The sequence below is a fragment of the Gracilibacillus suaedae genome, from assembly GCF_017599345.1.
GTDB lineage: Bacteria > Bacillota > Bacilli > Bacillales > Amphibacillaceae > Gracilibacillus > Gracilibacillus suaedae.
Map to the genome: position 1 here is coordinate 53,528 of NZ_JAGFVL010000011.1, position 16,156 is coordinate 69,683.

The following is a 16,156-nucleotide window of genomic DNA, read 5'->3' on the forward strand; positions in this document are numbered from 1 at the left end:
TTTCCCTCCTTATCCTAACAATTCTTCTACAGACTTGCCACGAAGTTTTGCCACTTCTTCAGCACGTTTTAATTCGCTAAGTCCATTGATTGTTGCCCGAACCATGTTGATTGGTGTGTTAGAACCTAGTGATTTAGATAAAATATCACCTACACCAGCTAGTTCTAATACGGCACGTACAGGTCCACCTGCGATAACTCCGGTACCTTCAATAGCTGGTTTCATTAAGATGTTACCAGCTCCGAACTGACCGTGAATTTCGTGTGGAATTGTAGTACCAACGATCGGTACATTGACTAAGTTTTTCTTTGCATCATCAATTGCCTTTTTAATAGCATCTGGTACCTCTTGTGCTTTACCAGTACCAAATCCTACATGGCCATTTTTATCTCCGACTACTACCAATGCAGCAAAACGAAAACGACGTCCACCTTTTACAACTTTTGCTACACGGTTGATTGTTACAACGCGTTCTTCTAAATCTAATTTGTTTGGGTCGATGTTAGTACGCAACATATGTCCCTCCTTTTTTGATTAAAATTCAAGACCTGCTTCGCGAGCAGCATCTGCTAGAGATTTAACTCGACCATGATATAAATATCCACCACGATCAAAAACAACATTTGTCAATCCTTTATCGATTGCACGTTTAGCGATAAGCTCTCCAACTTGCTTAGCAGCTTCTACATTTCCTGTTGCTTCTAAGTTTAACTCATTATCTACCGTAGATGCACTAACTAATGTTACATTGTTAACATCATCGATTAGTTGTGCGTAGATGTGTTTATTTGAACGAAATACGTTTAGACGCGGGCGTTCCTGTGTTCCGAATAGGTTCTTACGGATACGCTGATGTCTTTTTTTACGTACACTATTTTTATCAGGCTTTGTGATCATCTAGGTCACTCCTTTCTGCTTGCTACGTAAACTTACTTAGCAGTTTTACCTTCTTTACGACGTACATATTCACCTTCATAACGGATACCTTTACCTTTATACGGCTCAGGTGGGCGAATAGCGCGGATGTTTGCTGCAACAGCACCAACTAATTCTTTGTCGATACCTTTAACAACTACTTTTGTATTAGCTGGAACTTCAATGTCGATACCGTCAACTGGTTCCACTTCTACCGGGTGAGAATAACCAGCATTAACAACAAGTTTATTTCCTTGTTTTTGCGCACGGTATCCTACACCTTGAATTTCAAGAGCTTTTTCGAAACCTTTATGGACACCTTCAACCATATTACCGATTAGGCTTCGAGTTGTACCGTGTAATGCCTTGTGCTGTTTTGAGTCACTTGGACGCTCAACAGTCAACACATTATCCTCAATATTTATTTTCATTTCACTGTCAAAAGAACGGCTTAATTCACCTTTTGGTCCTTTAACAGTAATGTTGTTTCCGTCTACTTTGATTTCCACACCTTCTGGAATCTCTAAAAGTTTTAAACCTATACGAGACATGCTACTACACCTCCTGTCTTCTAAGAATATCTTACCAAATATATGCTAGCACTTCGCCACCGATTGCTTGTGCACGTGCTTCTTTATCAGATAATACCCCTTTTGAAGTAGAAACGATCGCAATACCTAAACCATTCAATACTTTAGGAAGCTCTTCTGCTTTTGCATAAACACGTAAACCTGGTTTGCTGATTCGTTTTAAACCTGAGATTACACGTTCTTCGTTTGTACCATACTTCAAAAAGATACGAAGGATTCCTTGTTTGTTATCCTCAACATACTCATAGTCACGGATAAACCCTTCACGTTTTAAAATATCTGCAATTTCTTTCTTAAGTTTCGACGCTGGGAACTCCAATTTCTCATGGCGAACCATGTTAGCGTTACGAATACGAGTAAGCATATCTGCAATTGGATCTGTCATAACCATTTCTCATTACCTCCTTCCCTAAACGGGGATTTACCAGCTTGCTTTTTTAACACCAGGAATTTGACCTTTATATGCAAGTTCACGGAAACAAATACGGCAAAGCTTGAATTTGCGGATTACAGAGTGTGGACGTCCACAACGTTCACATCTAGTATATTCTTGCACTTTGAATTTCGCTTTGCGTTGTTGCTTTGCGATCATTGATTTTTTAGCCACTCTTTTCCCTCCTTATTTTAGCTTTTCGCTTATTTTTGGAAAGGCATGCCAAGTTGTGTTAAGAGTTCTGCAGCTTCTTCGTCAGAATCAGCTGTTGTAACGATAACAACGTCCATCCCTCTCACTTTGTTTACTTGGTCATAATTAATTTCTGGGAAAATTAATTGTTCTTTTACACCTAAAGTGTAGTTACCACGGCCATCAAATGCTTTTTTAGAGATACCACGGAAGTCACGTACACGTGGTAGTGATATATCGATAAGCTTTTGAAGGAAGTCATACATACGCTCACCGCGCAATGTTACCTTCGCACCGATTGGCATTCCTTCACGTAAACGGAAGCCTGCGATTGATTTCTTTGCTTTTGTTACAACAGGTTTTTGACCAGTGATTTGTGCCAATTCTTCTACTGCAGCATCAAGTGCCTTAGAGTTTTGCACTGCATCACCAACACCCATGTTCACAACAATTTTTTCGACCTTTGGTACTTCCATTACGGATTCATAATTAAATTTTTCAACTAATGAAGAAACAATTTCATTATTGTACTTTTCTTTTAAAGTGTTCATCACGTAAACCTCCTTTCACCGCTAAGACTATTTATCTAAAGATTCACCAGATTTTTTAGCGATACGAACTTTCTTTCCATCACGTACTTCATATCCAACACGAGTTGGTTCGCCAGATTTAGGATCTAATGGCATTACATTGGATACATGAATCGCTGCTTCTTGATTCAAGATACCACCTTGTGGGTTTTCCTGAGAAGGCTTTGCGTGTTTCTTCACAACATTAACACCTTCTACAAGCACACGATCTTTTTTCGGAAATGCAGCTAAAACAGTACCCTGCTTTCCTTTATCTTTACCTGTAATTACTTGTACTTTATCACCTTTTTTGACATGCATGCTATCCGCACCTCCTTACACGGTTTTTCCGTAACGTGCTTATAATACTTCTGGAGCTAGAGATACGATTTTCATGAATTTCGCATCACGCAATTCACGTGCAACTGGTCCAAAAATACGAGTACCTCTTGGACTTTGGTCATCACGAACGATGACAGCTGCATTCTCATCAAATCGAATATAAGAACCATCTTTACGTCTTACTCCGCTCTTAGAACGTACAATTACTGCTTTTACGACTTCACCTTTTTTAACAACGCCCCCAGGTGTTGCTTGTTTTACCGAGCAAACAATTACATCACCAATGTTCGCTGTTTTACGACCAGAACCACCTAGTACTTTAATCGCTTGTACTTCACGAGCACCAGAGTTATCTGCTACTTTTAAACGAGATTCTTGTTGGATCATATTCGTGTACCCTCCCTTCGGAACTTATCCGAGCGAACTTAAATTAAATAATTACTGCTTCTTCCACAACTTCAACTAGACGGAAACGTTTTGTTTTAGATTGTGGCTTAGTTTCCATGATTCGTACAACATCGCCGATTTTTGCTTGATTGTTTTCATCATGTGCTTTGAATTTTTTAGAGTATCTAACACGTTTGCCATATAAAGTGTGAAATTTATATGTCTCAACTACAACAGTGATTGTCTTATCCATTTTGTCAGATACGACACGTCCGGTATAGACCTTACGATTATTACGCTCACTCATCTGAGGCTAACCTCCTTTATTATCAGTTATTTACGCTTAGCTCTCTTTCGCGAACAACAGTCTTCATACGTGCAATGGACTTACGCACTTCGCGTAGACGTGCTGTGTTTTCCAACTGACCTGTTGCAAGTTGGAAACGCAAATTAAAAAGCTCTTCTTTTAATGACTTGATCTTTTGTTCAATTTCGGCAGTGGTTAGTTCTCTAATTTCATTAGCCTTCATTGATTTCACCACCAATTTCTTCTCGTTTTACGAATTTCGTTTTGATTGGTAATTTGTGAGATGCAAGACGAAGTGCTTCACGTGCTACCTCTTCCGATACACCCGCAATCTCAAACATTATCTTACCAGGTTTTACTACTGCTACCCATCCTTCAGGAGCACCTTTACCAGAACCCATACGAACCTCTAGAGGCTTAGCTGTATAAGGTTTATCTGGGAAAATTTTGATCCATACTTTACCACCACGCTTCATATAACGAGTCATCGCTATACGAGCTGCTTCGATTTGACGGCTAGTAATCCATGCAGCTTCAACAGCCTGAAGACCGTATTCACCAAATGCTACTGACGTACCGCCTTTCGCTTTACCTTTCATATTACCACGATGTTGCTTACGATGTTTTACACGTTTTGGCATTAACATAATGCTTTGCCCCCTTCCTTAGTTATTGTTTTTTGTTGGAAGGACTTCTCCACGATAAATCCATACTTTAACACCTAGTTTACCGTAAGTTGTGTCTGCTTCTGCAGTACCATAATCGATATCTGCACGTAAAGTATGAAGTGGAACAGTTCCTTCACTATAACTTTCAGCTCTCGCCATATCTGCACCACCAAGACGACCTGATACTTGTGTACGAATACCTTTCGCACCTGCACGCATAGCGCGTTGGATCGTTTGTTTCTGTGCACGACGGAATGATACACGGTTTTCTAATTGACGAGCGATATTTTCTGCAACTAATTTAGCATCTAAATCTGCTTTTTTCACTTCGACAATATTAATGTGTACTCTTTTACCAGTTAGTTGGTTTAAGGATTTACGTAATGCTTCTACTTCAGAACCACCTTTACCAATTACCATACCTGGTTTAGCTGTAGAAATAGAGATATTCACACGATTTGCTGCTCTTTCAATTTCAACTTTAGAAACAGCACCATCTTTCAAACGTTCTTCGATATATTCACGAATTTTAATATCTTCATGTAAAAGGTCTGCGTAATCTTTACCTGCATACCACTTAGATTCCCAATCACGGATAACTCCGACACGAAGACCAGTTGGATTTACTTTTTGACCCACAGATTATCCCTCCTTTTTCTCAGATAAAACCACTGTAATGTGGCTAGTTCGTTTATTGATTTGTGTTGCACGACCTTGTGCACGTGGGCGGAAACGTTTCAAAGTAACACCTTCGTTTACAAACGCTTCTGACACTACTAAATTCTCAGGATTCATTTCATAATTGTGCTCTGCATTTGCGATAGCAGAGTTTAATAATTTCTCCACAACTGGTGAAGCACCGCGTTGTGTATGTTTTAAAATCGCAATTGCTTCTCCTACTTCTTTGCCTCGGATTAAATCGATCACTAGGCGGACTTTACGAGGAGCAATACGAACTGATTTTGCAACAGCTTTTGCTTGCATTAGGAGTACCTCCTCTCAATTAACGTTTTGTTTTCTTGTCGTCTCCAGCGTGTCCTCTATACGTACGTGTTGGAGCAAATTCACCTAATTTGTGTCCAACCATATCTTCTGTTACGTATACTGGAACATGTTTGCGACCATCATATACCGCAATCGTATGACCGACAAAGTTAGGGAAAATAGTAGAGCGACGAGACCACGTCTTCACTACTGTCTTTTTGTCATCCTCGTTCAATTTGTCGATCTTTTTCATTAAATGGTCATCTGCGAAAGGTCCTTTTTTTAAGCTACGACCCATGGATAAGCCTCCCTTCGCGATTGTCGGACGGGAATTAATGCCCGTCGTTCAACCCCGTTATTTTTTACGTTTACGTACAATAAATTTATCTGATTGTTTGTTACGCTGACGTGTTTTGTAACCAAGTGTTGGTTTACCCCAAGGTGACATTGGTGATTTACGTCCGATTGGCGCACGTCCTTCACCACCACCGTGTGGGTGATCGTTAGGGTTCATTACAGAACCACGAACTGTTGGGCGCTTGCCTTGCCAACGAGAACGTCCAGCTTTACCTACATTGATTAATTCGTGCTCTAAGTTACCTACTTGACCAACAGTCGCGCGGCAAGTCGCTAAGACTAAACGTACTTCACCTGAAGCCAAACGTACTAATACGTACTTACCTTCACGACCAAGAATTTGTGCTTGAGCACCTGCAGATCTAGCTAATTGTGCACCACGACCTGGTTTTAATTCAATGTTATGAATAGTTGTACCTACTGGGATATCTCCAAGAGGTAAAGCATTACCTAATTTAATATCTGCATCTGGACCAGATACAATTTCATGACCTACTTGGATACCTTTTGGTGCAATAATATAACGTTTTTCTCCATCTGCATAATGGATTAATGCGATGTTTGCAGAACGGTTTGGATCGTATTCGATTGTAGCAACTTTGCCTGGTATTCCATCTTTGTCACGTTTGAAATCGATAATACGATACTTACGCTTATGTCCACCGCCTTGATGACGAACTGTTAACTTACCTTGATTATTACGACCACCACGTTTACTCAATGGTGCGAGTAAAGATTTTTCTGGTTGATCAGTAGTGATTTCAGCAAAATCAGATACCGTCATACCTCTACGACCATTGGAAGTTGGTTTATACTTTTTAATCGCCATCTGTTTTCCCTCCTTTATAATTCAAATTATAATGTTTCAAAGAAATCTAATTCTTTACTGTCTTCAGATAACTGAACAATTGCTTTTTTACGGTTAGGGCGATAGCCGCCATAACGTCCCATGCGCTTGAACTTACCTTTTTTGTTTAATGTGTTTACATTTACGACTTGAACACCAAAGATTTCTTCTACAGCATCTTTGATTTGTGTTTTGTTTGCTTCTTTACTTACTTCGAAAGTATATTTCTTTTCTGCCATTAAGTCTGCAGAGTGTTCTGTAATGATCGGGCGCTTAATAATATCACGTGCATCTGCCATTATGCAAGCACCTCCCCTGCTTTTTCAGCTGCTTCTTTCGTTAAGATCAGCTTGTCATGCGTAAGCAAGTCTAATACATTTACTTCGCTTACTGATAGTACTTTTACGTTTTGAAGATTATTAGCTGATTTCGCTAATACATCGTCTTTATCTGCTGTAACGATTAATGCTTTCGCATCAACGTTTAATGAAGAAAGCATAGAAACAACTTCTTTTGTTTTTGGTGTTTCGATTGCAATTCCTTCTAATACTACTAAGCTATCTTCTTTCACTTTAGAAGAAAGAGCAGATTTAAGCGCTAATCTACGCACTTTCTTAGGTAGTTTGTAGCTATAGCTTCTTGGCGTAGGTCCAAATACAGTTCCACCGCCTACCCATTGTGGCGAGCGAATGGAACCTTGACGTGCACGACCTGTTCCCTTTTGGCGCCATGGTTTACGTCCACCACCACGTACGTCAGAACGATTCTTTACTGCATGTGTACCTTGACGTAATGATGCGCGTTGCATCAAAACAGCGTCATGTAGTACATGTTCATTTGGTTCGATTCCGAACACCGCGTCGTTGATTTCTACATCACCAACTTGTGATCCACTTTGATTATATAGTGCTACTTTAGGCATGACATATCCTCCCTTCGATTAATAATTAGTTAGCCTTTATTGCACTCGTTACTTTCACGAATGATTTTTTTGCACCTGGAACGTTACCTTTGATTAATAACAGGTTACGCTCTGCGTCAACTTTAACAACTTCTAAGTTTTGGATTGTAATTTGTTCTCCACCCATTTGTCCAGGAAGTTTTTTACCTTTAAAAACTCGCGCTGGGTCAGCGGCAGCTCCCATTGAACCTGCTGCTCTGTGGTAGTGAGAACCGTGAGTTTCGGGTCCACGTTGTTGATTGTGGCGCTTAATCGCACCTTGGAACCCTTTCCCTTTAGAAGTACCTGTTACATCGATTTTATCTCCCGCTTCAAAAACCTCTACGTTTATCTCTTGACCTAAATCATATTCATCAAGATTTACGTCACGGATTTCACGAACGAAGCGCTTAGGAGTAGTATTTGCTTTTTCAGCATGCCCTTGCTCTGGTTTATTCGCACGATTTTTCTTTTCGTCAGCAAAACCAATTTGAATTGCTTCATATCCATCGTTTTCTTCTGTTCGCTTTTGCAGCACAACGTTTGGTTCAGCTTGAACTACTGTTACAGGGATTAACTCGCCCTCTTCAGAGAAAATTTGCGTCATGCCGACTTTGCGACCTAAGATTCCTTTCGTCATCCGTTACACCTCCTAGAATGTTAAATTTATATTATAGTTTAATTTCAATATCTACACCTGACGGTAAATCAAGTCGCATTAATGAATCAACCGTTTTTGGTGTTGGACTTACAATATCAATTAGACGTTTATGTGTGCGCATTTCGAATTGCTCACGAGCGTCTTTGTATTTGTGAGTCGCACGCAAGATTGTGTATACCGATTTTTCCGTTGGTAATGGAATCGGTCCTGAAACTCCTGCACCAGATCTTTTTGCAGTATCTACAATTTTATCTGCAGACTGATCTAAAATACGGTGATCATACGCTTTTAAACGAATTCTAATTTTTTCTTTTGCCATTATTTTCCCTCCTTTTCGCCCATTTAGATAATAGACTTTCTCCGCGAAAATTCCTTGAGACACCCGCCATGGCAAAGGGGCCGGGTGTGCCAACAACCTTCCGCATCATCGCCTGTTTTATGACCAACATTGTTTATTATATTAAAACCAGCGGCAAAATGCAAGATAAAATACGGATTTATCTAAATTTAATTTAACATTCGAGAATTTTGTCGAAATAAGTCGGTTTTGATTAAGAAACTACTGTGAAATCCGATATATAATTTAGGAACTATTATTATACTAACACAGGGGGCATTTAACATGAGGGTTAATGGTTTTTGGAAAAACCAATCCATTGGTTGGAAATACGGTTTTGTCTTTACAATTGTAATACTATTCTTTATCGCATCCGTATCTATTACATATTTCTTATTAGACCGAACCAACCATTCAATAAAGAACACTCGAACAAAAAATGAAATTGTTGTGGATGTCAATAATTTAATGTCACTATATCAGGAAAAATACTTATTTGTGCCTGAATTTTTAGTTAATGAAACAGATCAGTACTTACTTGATTACTTAGAAAAAAGCGAGGCTTTTGTGAACCAAGCAAAAACGCTAAGCACAAAGTTAACATCCGATAGTCAGCATGAAGCATTAAATAAAATTATCGAAAATAATCACTTATTAGACGAGTATTTCTTTAGTGAAATTGTACCAAATGTTCAACAAATTAATACAAGCACTTTTACAGAACTACAGAAAGAAGCAAGTGAATTAAAAAGTGAAACGTTAGCTTTAGGAAAAACATTAACCGATGAAGCGACTGTATCAAACAATAAATCAATAACAAATGCTGAAAATAATATCCAAACAACGATTCTTACTTTAATTTTATCTCTACTTGTTTCACTTATGCTTTCGATTACTTTGATGTTGTTTATTAACCGAGCAATTAGAAAAAGCTTAAATAATGTAGTAGACATTAGCGATGAGATTGCTAATGGAAACTTAAATGTCGACGATTTAGACGATAACAGCAAAAATGAAATTGGTAGACTAGCCCACTCCATCAATTTTATGAAAAGTAGTTTAAAAAATATGATTCAAGAAATATCTAGTGTCACAGATACTGTAAATACACATATTAATAGCTTCCACACTATAGCCTCAGACGTAAAAGAAGGTAGTGAGCAAGTTGCGATTACCATTGAGGAATTGGCCAACGGTGCAACAAGCCAGGCTGATGAATCAAGTACTATTTCTGAACAAATGCAGGCATTTAATGAAAAAATCAGCTCAGCAAATGAAAATGGTGAGAGTCTTGCGCAATATTCAAAGGATGTACTTTCTGTATCGATTGATGGAGACAAACAAATGAAGGCATCATTAAGTCAAATGAAGATAATTACTCAAACAGTCCAGGAATCTGTTCAGAAAGTAAATGCATTAGAAAAGCAAACTTCAGCGATTTCAGAATTTGTAACTGTAATACGTTCCATTTCAGAACAGACTAATCTATTAGCTTTAAACGCATCCATTGAGGCTGCACGTGCTGGTGAAGCTGGTAAAGGTTTTGCTGTAGTTGCTGAGGAAGTTCGAAAGCTTGCAGAAGAAGTCGGTGATTCCTCAGATAGTATCACTTCTATCGTAAATGAAATAAAAGAGGACATTTCTATCATGGTCACTGATTTAAATAATGGATACAGTGAAGTAAATAGAGGAAAAGAACAAATTGAAACTTCTGGTCAGTATTTCTTTGAGATAAAAGATAAAATTACTACAATCTCAGAAAAAGTCGATGATATTTCTAGTACTTTGGCATACTTCCAGAAAGCGGGGGATGAAATCAATACATCTGTTGAACACATAGCCGCTATCTCAGAAGAATCTGCTGCAGGTTCTGAAGAAATTTCTGCTTCTGCCATTCAACAAAAAGAAGCAATCGAGCATGTATCAAATGGTTCTAACGAATTGAGACAACTTGTTAATAGAATGCGTGAGTTAGTAAATAAATTTAAAGTTTAATCTACAATTGGGGGTTAGAATATGAAACATATTGGTTGGCTTAGCTTGATTATCTTGTTACTATTAGCTGCCTGTACATCAAGTGATATTACTAGTGATGAGCAAAATGCTGTAACAAAGCTTCGCACAGATAAAGATAAAGTATATGTCGGATTTGCATTAGATACCTTGAAAGAGGACAGGTGGTACCGCGACAAGGAATATGTAGAAAGTAAAGTAAAGGAACTTGGTGGCAATATTAAAACATTAGCTGCCAATGGTAATCAAGAGGTACAGATAGAACAGGTAAAGCTGTTGATCAATGAAGGAATTGATGTGTTAATTATTGTCCCTTCTAATTCAGAAGCATCAAGTGAAGCAGTTGAATTAGCACATGATGCAGGTGTTAAGGTAATTGCCTATGATAAATTAATACTAGGAACAGAACTCGATTATTATGTTTCATTTGACAATGAAAAAGTTGGAGAGCTGCAAGCACAGATTGTACTCGACAAAGTCAATAACGGAAACTTTGCTTATGTTGGCGGGGCAGAAACAGATAATAATGCATTACTTGTTCGAAACGGTGCAATGAAGGTATTGCAACCACTAATTGATAAAGGCGATATAGACCTTGTCTATGATAAATATACCGACAATTGGTCGAAAGATATTGCAGAAGAACAACTTAGTGAGTTTCTAAATAGTAATAACATTCAATTAGATGGTATCGTAACAGGCTATGATGGACTAGCGGAAGGAGCAGTTAATGTTCTTGGTGACCAAGCAGAGGATATTCCCATATCTGGTCAAGATGCAGAGTTAAACGCAATTAAAAGAATTCTTGAAGGAACACAAGCTGGAACAGTTTACAAGCCAATTGAAGATTTAGCCGATCAAGCGGCTAATCTGGCAATGGATGTAGCAAACGGGACAGAAATTACAACAGATGGAACTGTAAATAACCAAAAAATAGACGTACCCTCTATCTTATTAGAACCTATCCGTGTAAACAAAGATAATATAAACGAGACAATTATAGAATCAGGCCACTTCACAGAAGAAGAAATCTATGAATAAATAAAGGAAGAGGGGTCAGACAAATAAAATCTGATCCTTCTTTATTTAATGCTATGTAGATGTTGATTACTTTGATAGTAATGATGTAATATTTGAACAGCTTGACCACCACTCCGGCTGCCCACTTCCCTTTCCGTGTGGTTTGCCCTTCAGCTAACTTTTTCGAGCAAAAGCCGCTCGAAAAAGTGGATCTTCAGGCACAGGAGTGGAAGTGGGCTGCCTCCGCTTTATCCATGTGCTACAACATTTGTCAGACCAAGTAACTTGGGTTATTATTCCTGTGAAAGGGTAAGATATGGCATAGGAAATCACTAATAGGGGTTATAAAACCAATATGCTTTTGCTGTTATTCGTTGTAGAAGAAAGTATAGCGAAGGCCGACCGTTTCGACTCCTTTAGCGTTAGCATGCTCTTTGGAAAGCGAAACGGTCAGCCGTAGCGGTTGACTGCACTAGCTAGCTTTCAAAATGGCAACCCCATCTCTATAGCTATTCCTGCTTCTTAAATATATGTATTCAATCACTTTTTCCTATACATGCTTGCTTATAAAAGTTGTGATATCAATAGTTATAATTTCTTTACTTATTAAAAAAACAGGTAGCGTCTAGCTACCTGTTTTATATAATCGATCATTGATTACTCAATGATTTCTGCTACGACACCAGCACCTACCGTACGTCCACCTTCACGGATTGAGAATTTAGTTCCATCCTCGATCGCGATTGGAGAGATAAGAGATACTGTCATTTCAATGTTATCGCCAGGCATTACCATTTCCACACCTTCTGGTAACTCGATAACACCAGTTACGTCAGTTGTACGGAAATAGAATTGTGGACGATAGTTTGAGAAGAATGGAGTATGACGTCCACCTTCGTCTTTAGAAAGTACATAAACTTCTGCACGGAATTTAGTATGTGGAGTAATAGAACCAGGCTTAGCTAGTACTTGACCACGGTTGATTTCTTCACGTGCAACACCACGAAGTAGTGCACCAATGTTGTCGCCAGCTTCTGCATAGTCAAGAAGCTTACGGAACATTTCAACACCAGTGATAGTAGTTTTAGAAGCTTCTTCAGCAAGACCGATAATTTCTACTTCGTCACCTACTTTTACAACACCACGCTCAACACGTCCTGTTGCAACTGTACCACGACCAGTGATTGAGAATACGTCCTCAACTGGCATCATGAATGGTTTTTCAGTGTCACGGTCTGGACGAGGAATATAGTCATCAACAGCATCCATAAGTTCAAGGATTGCGTTAACGTACTGCTCGTCACCTTCAAGTGCTTGAAGTGCAGAACCTTTGATTACTGGTACATCATCACCAGGGAAGTCATATTCGCTTAATAGATCACGTACTTCCATTTCAACTAGTTCTAGAAGTTCTTCGTCATCTACCATGTCACATTTGTTTAAGAATACAACAATCGCAGGTACACCTACTTGACGAGAAAGTAAGATGTGCTCACGTGTTTGTGGCATTGGACCATCCGCTGCAGATACTACAAGGATAGCACCGTCCATTTGTGCAGCACCAGTGATCATGTTTTTAACATAGTCAGCGTGACCTGGGCAGTCAACGTGTGCATAGTGACGGTTATCAGTTTCATACTCAACGTGTGCTGTTGAAATTGTGATTCCACGTTCTTTCTCTTCTGGAGCACCATCGATTTGGTCATATGCACGAGCTTCCCCGCTACCATATTTGTTGAAAAGAACGTTTGTAATTGCTGCAGTTAAAGTTGTTTTACCATGGTCAACGTGTCCAATTGTACCAATATTAACGTGGTCTTTGGAACGGTCAAATTTTTCTTTAGCCATGTATATTTCCTCCTTTAAATAAGTAAAAAGTTTTTTATATTTTCATGTATCTCGGCTTAGACATTTGTCATCTAAGCCTATAATACAAGTTATACTTTAGATTAAGAAAAAAATCAATTATTCACCAGCATTTTTCTTAATAATTTCTTCCGCTACACTCTTAGGAACTTCTTCGTAGTGATCAAAGTGCATAGTGTAAGTACCACGACCTTGTGTATTAGAACGAAGTGAAGTTGCATAACCAAACATTTCTGCAAGAGGTACGAAGGCTTTTACTACTTGTGCTGGGCCACGAGCTTCCATACCTTCAACACGTCCACGACGAGAAGTTATATCACCCATAATGTCTCCCATGTATTCTTCAGGTATAACCACTTCGACTTTCTCGATAGGTTCGAGAATAACAGGATTACATTTATTTTTGGCAGCTTTCAACGCCATTGATGCTGCTACTTTAAATGCTGTTTCGTTAGAGTCAACATCATGATAGCTTCCATCATAAAGTGTTGCTTTCACATCGATTAATGGATAACCAGCTACTACACCATTTTCCATTGATTCTTTAATACCAGCCTCAACAGATGGGATGTATTCACGTGGTACTACACCACCAACGATTTTATTGACAAATTCAAAGCCTGCACCTTCTTCGTTAGGTTCGAATTTAACCCAAACGTGACCATATTGACCACGACCACCTGATTGGCGAACGAATTTACCTTCCACTTCCGCAGAGCCACGGAAAGTTTCACGGTAAGATACTTGTGGATTACCAACATTAGCTTCAACTTTAAACTCACGTTTTAGACGATCCACGATGATATCAAGGTGTAACTCACCCATACCTGAGATGATCGTTTGACCAGTCTCTTGGTTTGTTTCTGTTTTGAATGTAGGATCCTCTTCAGCAAGCTTGCCTAATGCAACTGCCATTTTGTCTTGGTCAGCTTTTGATTTAGGCTCGATTGCTACAGAGATAACTGGTTCAGGGAATTCCATAGATTCTAGAATAACCACGCTTTTCTCATCACATAACGTATCACCAGTACTAGTATCTTTTAGACCAACAGCACCAGCAATATCACCAGCATAAACCTCAGAGATTTCCTCACGAGAGTTTGCGTGCATTTGTAGGATACGTCCTACACGTTCACGTTTATCTTTCGTAGAGTTTTTAATGTATGAACCTGATTTTAATGAACCAGAGTACACACGGAAGAATGTAAGTTTACCTACAAACGGGTCTGTTGCTACTTTAAATGCAAGTGCAGAGAATGGCTCTTTGTCGTCTGCCTTACGAACTATTTCTTCATCTGTTCCTGGAACAATACCTTCAATCGGAGGAATGTCTAATGGTGATGGTAAGTAATCCACAACACCATCGATTAGCAATTGTACCCCTTTGTTTTTGAAGGCAGATCCACAGAATACCGGATAGAACTCAACACTTAAAGTTGCTTTACGAACAGCAGCTCTTAATTCATCATTAGAGAACTCTTCACCTTCTAAGTATCGTTCCATTAGATCTTCATCTAATTCAGCTACTGCTTCAACTAGATTTGTGCGGTATTCTTCAGCTTGCTCTTTGTACTCATCAGGAATTGGCTTCGCTTCTGCACGAGTACCTAAGTCATCCAAGTAGTAGTAAGCTTCCATCGTGATAAGATCGATGATTCCTTCAAATTCATCTTCAGCACCGATAGGGAGTTGTACTGGGTGAGCATTTGCTCCCAGACGATCGCCAATTGTACCTACAGAATAAAGAAAGTCAGCTCCTACTTTATCCATTTTGTTTACAAAAACGATACGTGGTACACCATATGTTGTCGCTTGGCGCCATACTGTTTCTGTTTGTGGCTCTACACCGGACTGTGCGTCTAGTACAGCTACCGCACCATCAAGTACACGTAATGAACGTTCAACTTCAACTGTGAAGTCTACGTGTCCAGGTGTATCGATGATGTTGATACGGTGACCCTTCCACTGAGCAGTTGTTGCCGCAGAAGTAATGGTAATACCGCGTTCTTGTTCCTGCTCCATCCAGTCCATTTGAGAAGCACCTTCATGTGTTTCCCCAATTTTATGGATACGTCCCGTATAGAATAAAATACGTTCTGTTGCAGTTGTTTTACCAGCATCGATGTGTGCCATGATACCGATATTACGTGTTTTCTCCAAGGAGAACTCTCTAGGCATGAATCTTTCTCCTTCCTACATGAAATATTGTTAGTTTGATGATTACCAGCGATAGTGAGCAAATGCTTTGTTTGCTTCTGCCATTTTGTGCATATCTTCGCGTTTTTTAACAGATGCACCTGTATTATTTGAAGCATCTAGGATTTCATTCGCTAAACGCTCTTCCATTGTTTTTTCACCGCGAAGACGAGAATAATTTACAATATAACGTAAACCTAATGCTTGACGACGTTCTGGTCTAACCTCTACTGGTACTTGGTAGTTGGAACCACCAACACGACGAGCACGAACTTCAAGTACTGGCATAACGTTTTTCATAGCTTGTTCAAACACGTCCATAGCGTTTTGACCACTACGTTCTTGAACTAATTCAAAAGCACGATACAAAATCTTTTGTGCTTTACCTCTTTTTCCATCAATCATGATCTGATTGATTAAACGTGTAACAAGTTTTGAGTTGTATAACGGATCTGGTAAGACATCACGCTTTGGTACTGGTCCTTTACGTGGCATATCTTCCCCTCCTTTCTATTGTGTTTTTATCAGAAAT

The 16,156-nt window shown here is 39.1% G+C and carries 24 protein-coding genes; 2 read left to right on the forward strand and 22 right to left on the reverse strand.

The annotated features are described in order from the left end of the window. Positions 1–9: 9 nt before the first annotated feature. Genes rpsE through rpsJ form a run of 19 tightly spaced genes read right to left on the reverse strand, consistent with a single transcriptional unit; the run spans position 10 to position 8,511 of the window. Positions 10–516 (reverse strand): 30S ribosomal protein S5, encoded by a 507-nt coding sequence (rpsE, locus tag J5J03_RS01575; protein ID WP_331460404.1) that lies wholly within the window; start codon positions 514–516, stop codon positions 10–12. Between the two features lie 18 nt (positions 517–534). After that, complete coding sequence (rplR, locus tag J5J03_RS01580; protein WP_153835623.1) at positions 535–897, reverse strand: 50S ribosomal protein L18; 363 nt, start codon at positions 895–897, stop codon at positions 535–537. A gap of 32 nt (positions 898–929) precedes the next feature. Continuing rightward, a complete protein-coding gene (gene rplF, locus J5J03_RS01585) occupies positions 930–1,466 on the reverse strand; it encodes a 50S ribosomal protein L6 (protein ID WP_208585775.1) in 537 nt (178 codons plus the stop codon). A 31-nt stretch (positions 1,467–1,497) separates the two neighbouring features. Next, positions 1,498–1,896 carry a 30S ribosomal protein S8 gene (gene rpsH, locus J5J03_RS01590; RefSeq protein WP_208585776.1) on the reverse strand — a complete coding sequence of 133 codons (399 nt, stop codon included), beginning with the start codon at positions 1,894–1,896 and terminating at the stop codon, positions 1,498–1,500. Between the two features lie 30 nt (positions 1,897–1,926). Next, positions 1,927–2,112: a 30S ribosomal protein S14 gene (gene rpsN, locus J5J03_RS01595; protein ID WP_018934224.1), complete on the reverse strand. Its 186-nt coding sequence runs from the start codon at positions 2,110–2,112 to the stop codon at positions 1,927–1,929. A gap of 29 nt (positions 2,113–2,141) precedes the next feature. Beyond that, positions 2,142–2,681: a 50S ribosomal protein L5 gene (gene rplE, locus J5J03_RS01600; protein WP_208585777.1), complete on the reverse strand. Its 540-nt coding sequence runs from the start codon at positions 2,679–2,681 to the stop codon at positions 2,142–2,144. 27 nt (positions 2,682–2,708) lie between these two features. Next, on the reverse strand, positions 2,709–3,020 hold the full coding sequence (rplX, locus tag J5J03_RS01605) for a 50S ribosomal protein L24 (RefSeq protein ID WP_208585778.1): 312 nt from the start codon (positions 3,018–3,020) through the stop codon (positions 2,709–2,711). Positions 3,021–3,059: 39 nt separating this feature from the next. After that, positions 3,060–3,428, reverse strand: coding sequence for a 50S ribosomal protein L14 (gene rplN, locus J5J03_RS01610; protein ID WP_018934221.1), 369 nt, complete (start codon positions 3,426–3,428; stop codon positions 3,060–3,062). A gap of 43 nt (positions 3,429–3,471) precedes the next feature. After that, positions 3,472–3,735 (reverse strand): 30S ribosomal protein S17, encoded by a 264-nt coding sequence (rpsQ, locus tag J5J03_RS01615; RefSeq protein WP_208585779.1) that lies wholly within the window; start codon positions 3,733–3,735, stop codon positions 3,472–3,474. A gap of 22 nt (positions 3,736–3,757) precedes the next feature. Beyond that, entirely contained in the window at positions 3,758–3,958 is a 201-nt protein-coding gene (gene rpmC / locus J5J03_RS01620) for a 50S ribosomal protein L29 (RefSeq protein ID WP_018934219.1), read from the reverse strand. Further along, the gene (gene rplP / locus J5J03_RS01625) at positions 3,948–4,382 is read right to left on the reverse strand and encodes a 50S ribosomal protein L16 (RefSeq protein ID WP_018934218.1); all 435 of its coding nucleotides are present in this window, start codon (positions 4,380–4,382) and stop codon (positions 3,948–3,950) included. Before rplP ends, rpmC begins: the two co-directional genes overlap by 11 nt. 18 nt (positions 4,383–4,400) lie before the next feature. After that, positions 4,401–5,042 carry a 30S ribosomal protein S3 gene (gene rpsC / locus J5J03_RS01630; protein WP_208585780.1) on the reverse strand — a complete coding sequence of 214 codons (642 nt, stop codon included), beginning with the start codon at positions 5,040–5,042 and terminating at the stop codon, positions 4,401–4,403. A gap of 3 nt (positions 5,043–5,045) precedes the next feature. Next, positions 5,046–5,387, reverse strand: a complete 342-nt coding sequence (gene rplV, locus J5J03_RS01635) for a 50S ribosomal protein L22 (RefSeq protein ID WP_208585781.1) — start codon at positions 5,385–5,387, stop codon at positions 5,046–5,048. A gap of 19 nt (positions 5,388–5,406) precedes the next feature. Then, positions 5,407–5,685, reverse strand: coding sequence for a 30S ribosomal protein S19 (rpsS, locus tag J5J03_RS01640; RefSeq protein WP_018934215.1), 279 nt, complete (start codon positions 5,683–5,685; stop codon positions 5,407–5,409). 57 nt (positions 5,686–5,742) lie between these two features. Next, a complete protein-coding gene (gene rplB, locus J5J03_RS01645) occupies positions 5,743–6,573 on the reverse strand; it encodes a 50S ribosomal protein L2 (protein ID WP_208585782.1) in 831 nt (276 codons plus the stop codon). Positions 6,574–6,599: 26 nt separating this feature from the next. Continuing rightward, entirely contained in the window at positions 6,600–6,890 is a 291-nt protein-coding gene (rplW, locus tag J5J03_RS01650) for a 50S ribosomal protein L23 (RefSeq protein ID WP_208585783.1), read from the reverse strand. Further along, entirely contained in the window at positions 6,890–7,513 is a 624-nt protein-coding gene (gene rplD, locus J5J03_RS01655) for a 50S ribosomal protein L4 (protein ID WP_208585784.1), read from the reverse strand. The genes rplW and rplD overlap by 1 nt, the downstream gene beginning before the upstream one ends. A 25-nt stretch (positions 7,514–7,538) precedes the next feature. Then, positions 7,539–8,171 (reverse strand): 50S ribosomal protein L3, encoded by a 633-nt coding sequence (rplC, locus tag J5J03_RS01660; RefSeq protein ID WP_208585785.1) that lies wholly within the window; start codon positions 8,169–8,171, stop codon positions 7,539–7,541. Positions 8,172–8,202: 31 nt separating this feature from the next. Further along, entirely contained in the window at positions 8,203–8,511 is a 309-nt protein-coding gene (gene rpsJ, locus J5J03_RS01665; protein WP_208585786.1) for a 30S ribosomal protein S10, read from the reverse strand. A gap of 303 nt (positions 8,512–8,814) precedes the next feature. Here rpsJ and J5J03_RS01670 point away from each other — a divergent pair, with 303 nt between their 5' ends. Further along, positions 8,815–10,524 carry a methyl-accepting chemotaxis protein gene (locus J5J03_RS01670; RefSeq protein WP_208585787.1) on the forward strand — a complete coding sequence of 570 codons (1,710 nt, stop codon included), beginning with the start codon at positions 8,815–8,817 and terminating at the stop codon, positions 10,522–10,524. A 21-nt stretch (positions 10,525–10,545) separates the two neighbouring features. Continuing rightward, the gene (locus tag J5J03_RS01675) at positions 10,546–11,583 is read left to right on the forward strand and encodes a sugar ABC transporter substrate-binding protein (protein WP_208585788.1); all 1,038 of its coding nucleotides are present in this window, start codon (positions 10,546–10,548) and stop codon (positions 11,581–11,583) included. A gap of 636 nt (positions 11,584–12,219) precedes the next feature. Here the strand turns inward: J5J03_RS01675 and tuf are convergent. The 3 genes from tuf to rpsG all read right to left on the reverse strand — a co-directional run bounded on the left by tuf (position 12,220) and on the right by rpsG (position 16,119). Beyond that, positions 12,220–13,410: an elongation factor Tu gene (gene tuf, locus J5J03_RS01680; protein WP_208585789.1), complete on the reverse strand. Its 1,191-nt coding sequence runs from the start codon at positions 13,408–13,410 to the stop codon at positions 12,220–12,222. Positions 13,411–13,527: 117 nt separating this feature from the next. Further along, positions 13,528–15,606, reverse strand: a complete 2,079-nt coding sequence (gene fusA, locus J5J03_RS01685; RefSeq protein ID WP_208585790.1) for an elongation factor G — start codon at positions 15,604–15,606, stop codon at positions 13,528–13,530. A gap of 42 nt (positions 15,607–15,648) precedes the next feature. Next, a complete protein-coding gene (rpsG, locus tag J5J03_RS01690) occupies positions 15,649–16,119 on the reverse strand; it encodes a 30S ribosomal protein S7 (RefSeq protein WP_018934207.1) in 471 nt (156 codons plus the stop codon). Positions 16,120–16,156: the final 37 nt, after the last annotated feature.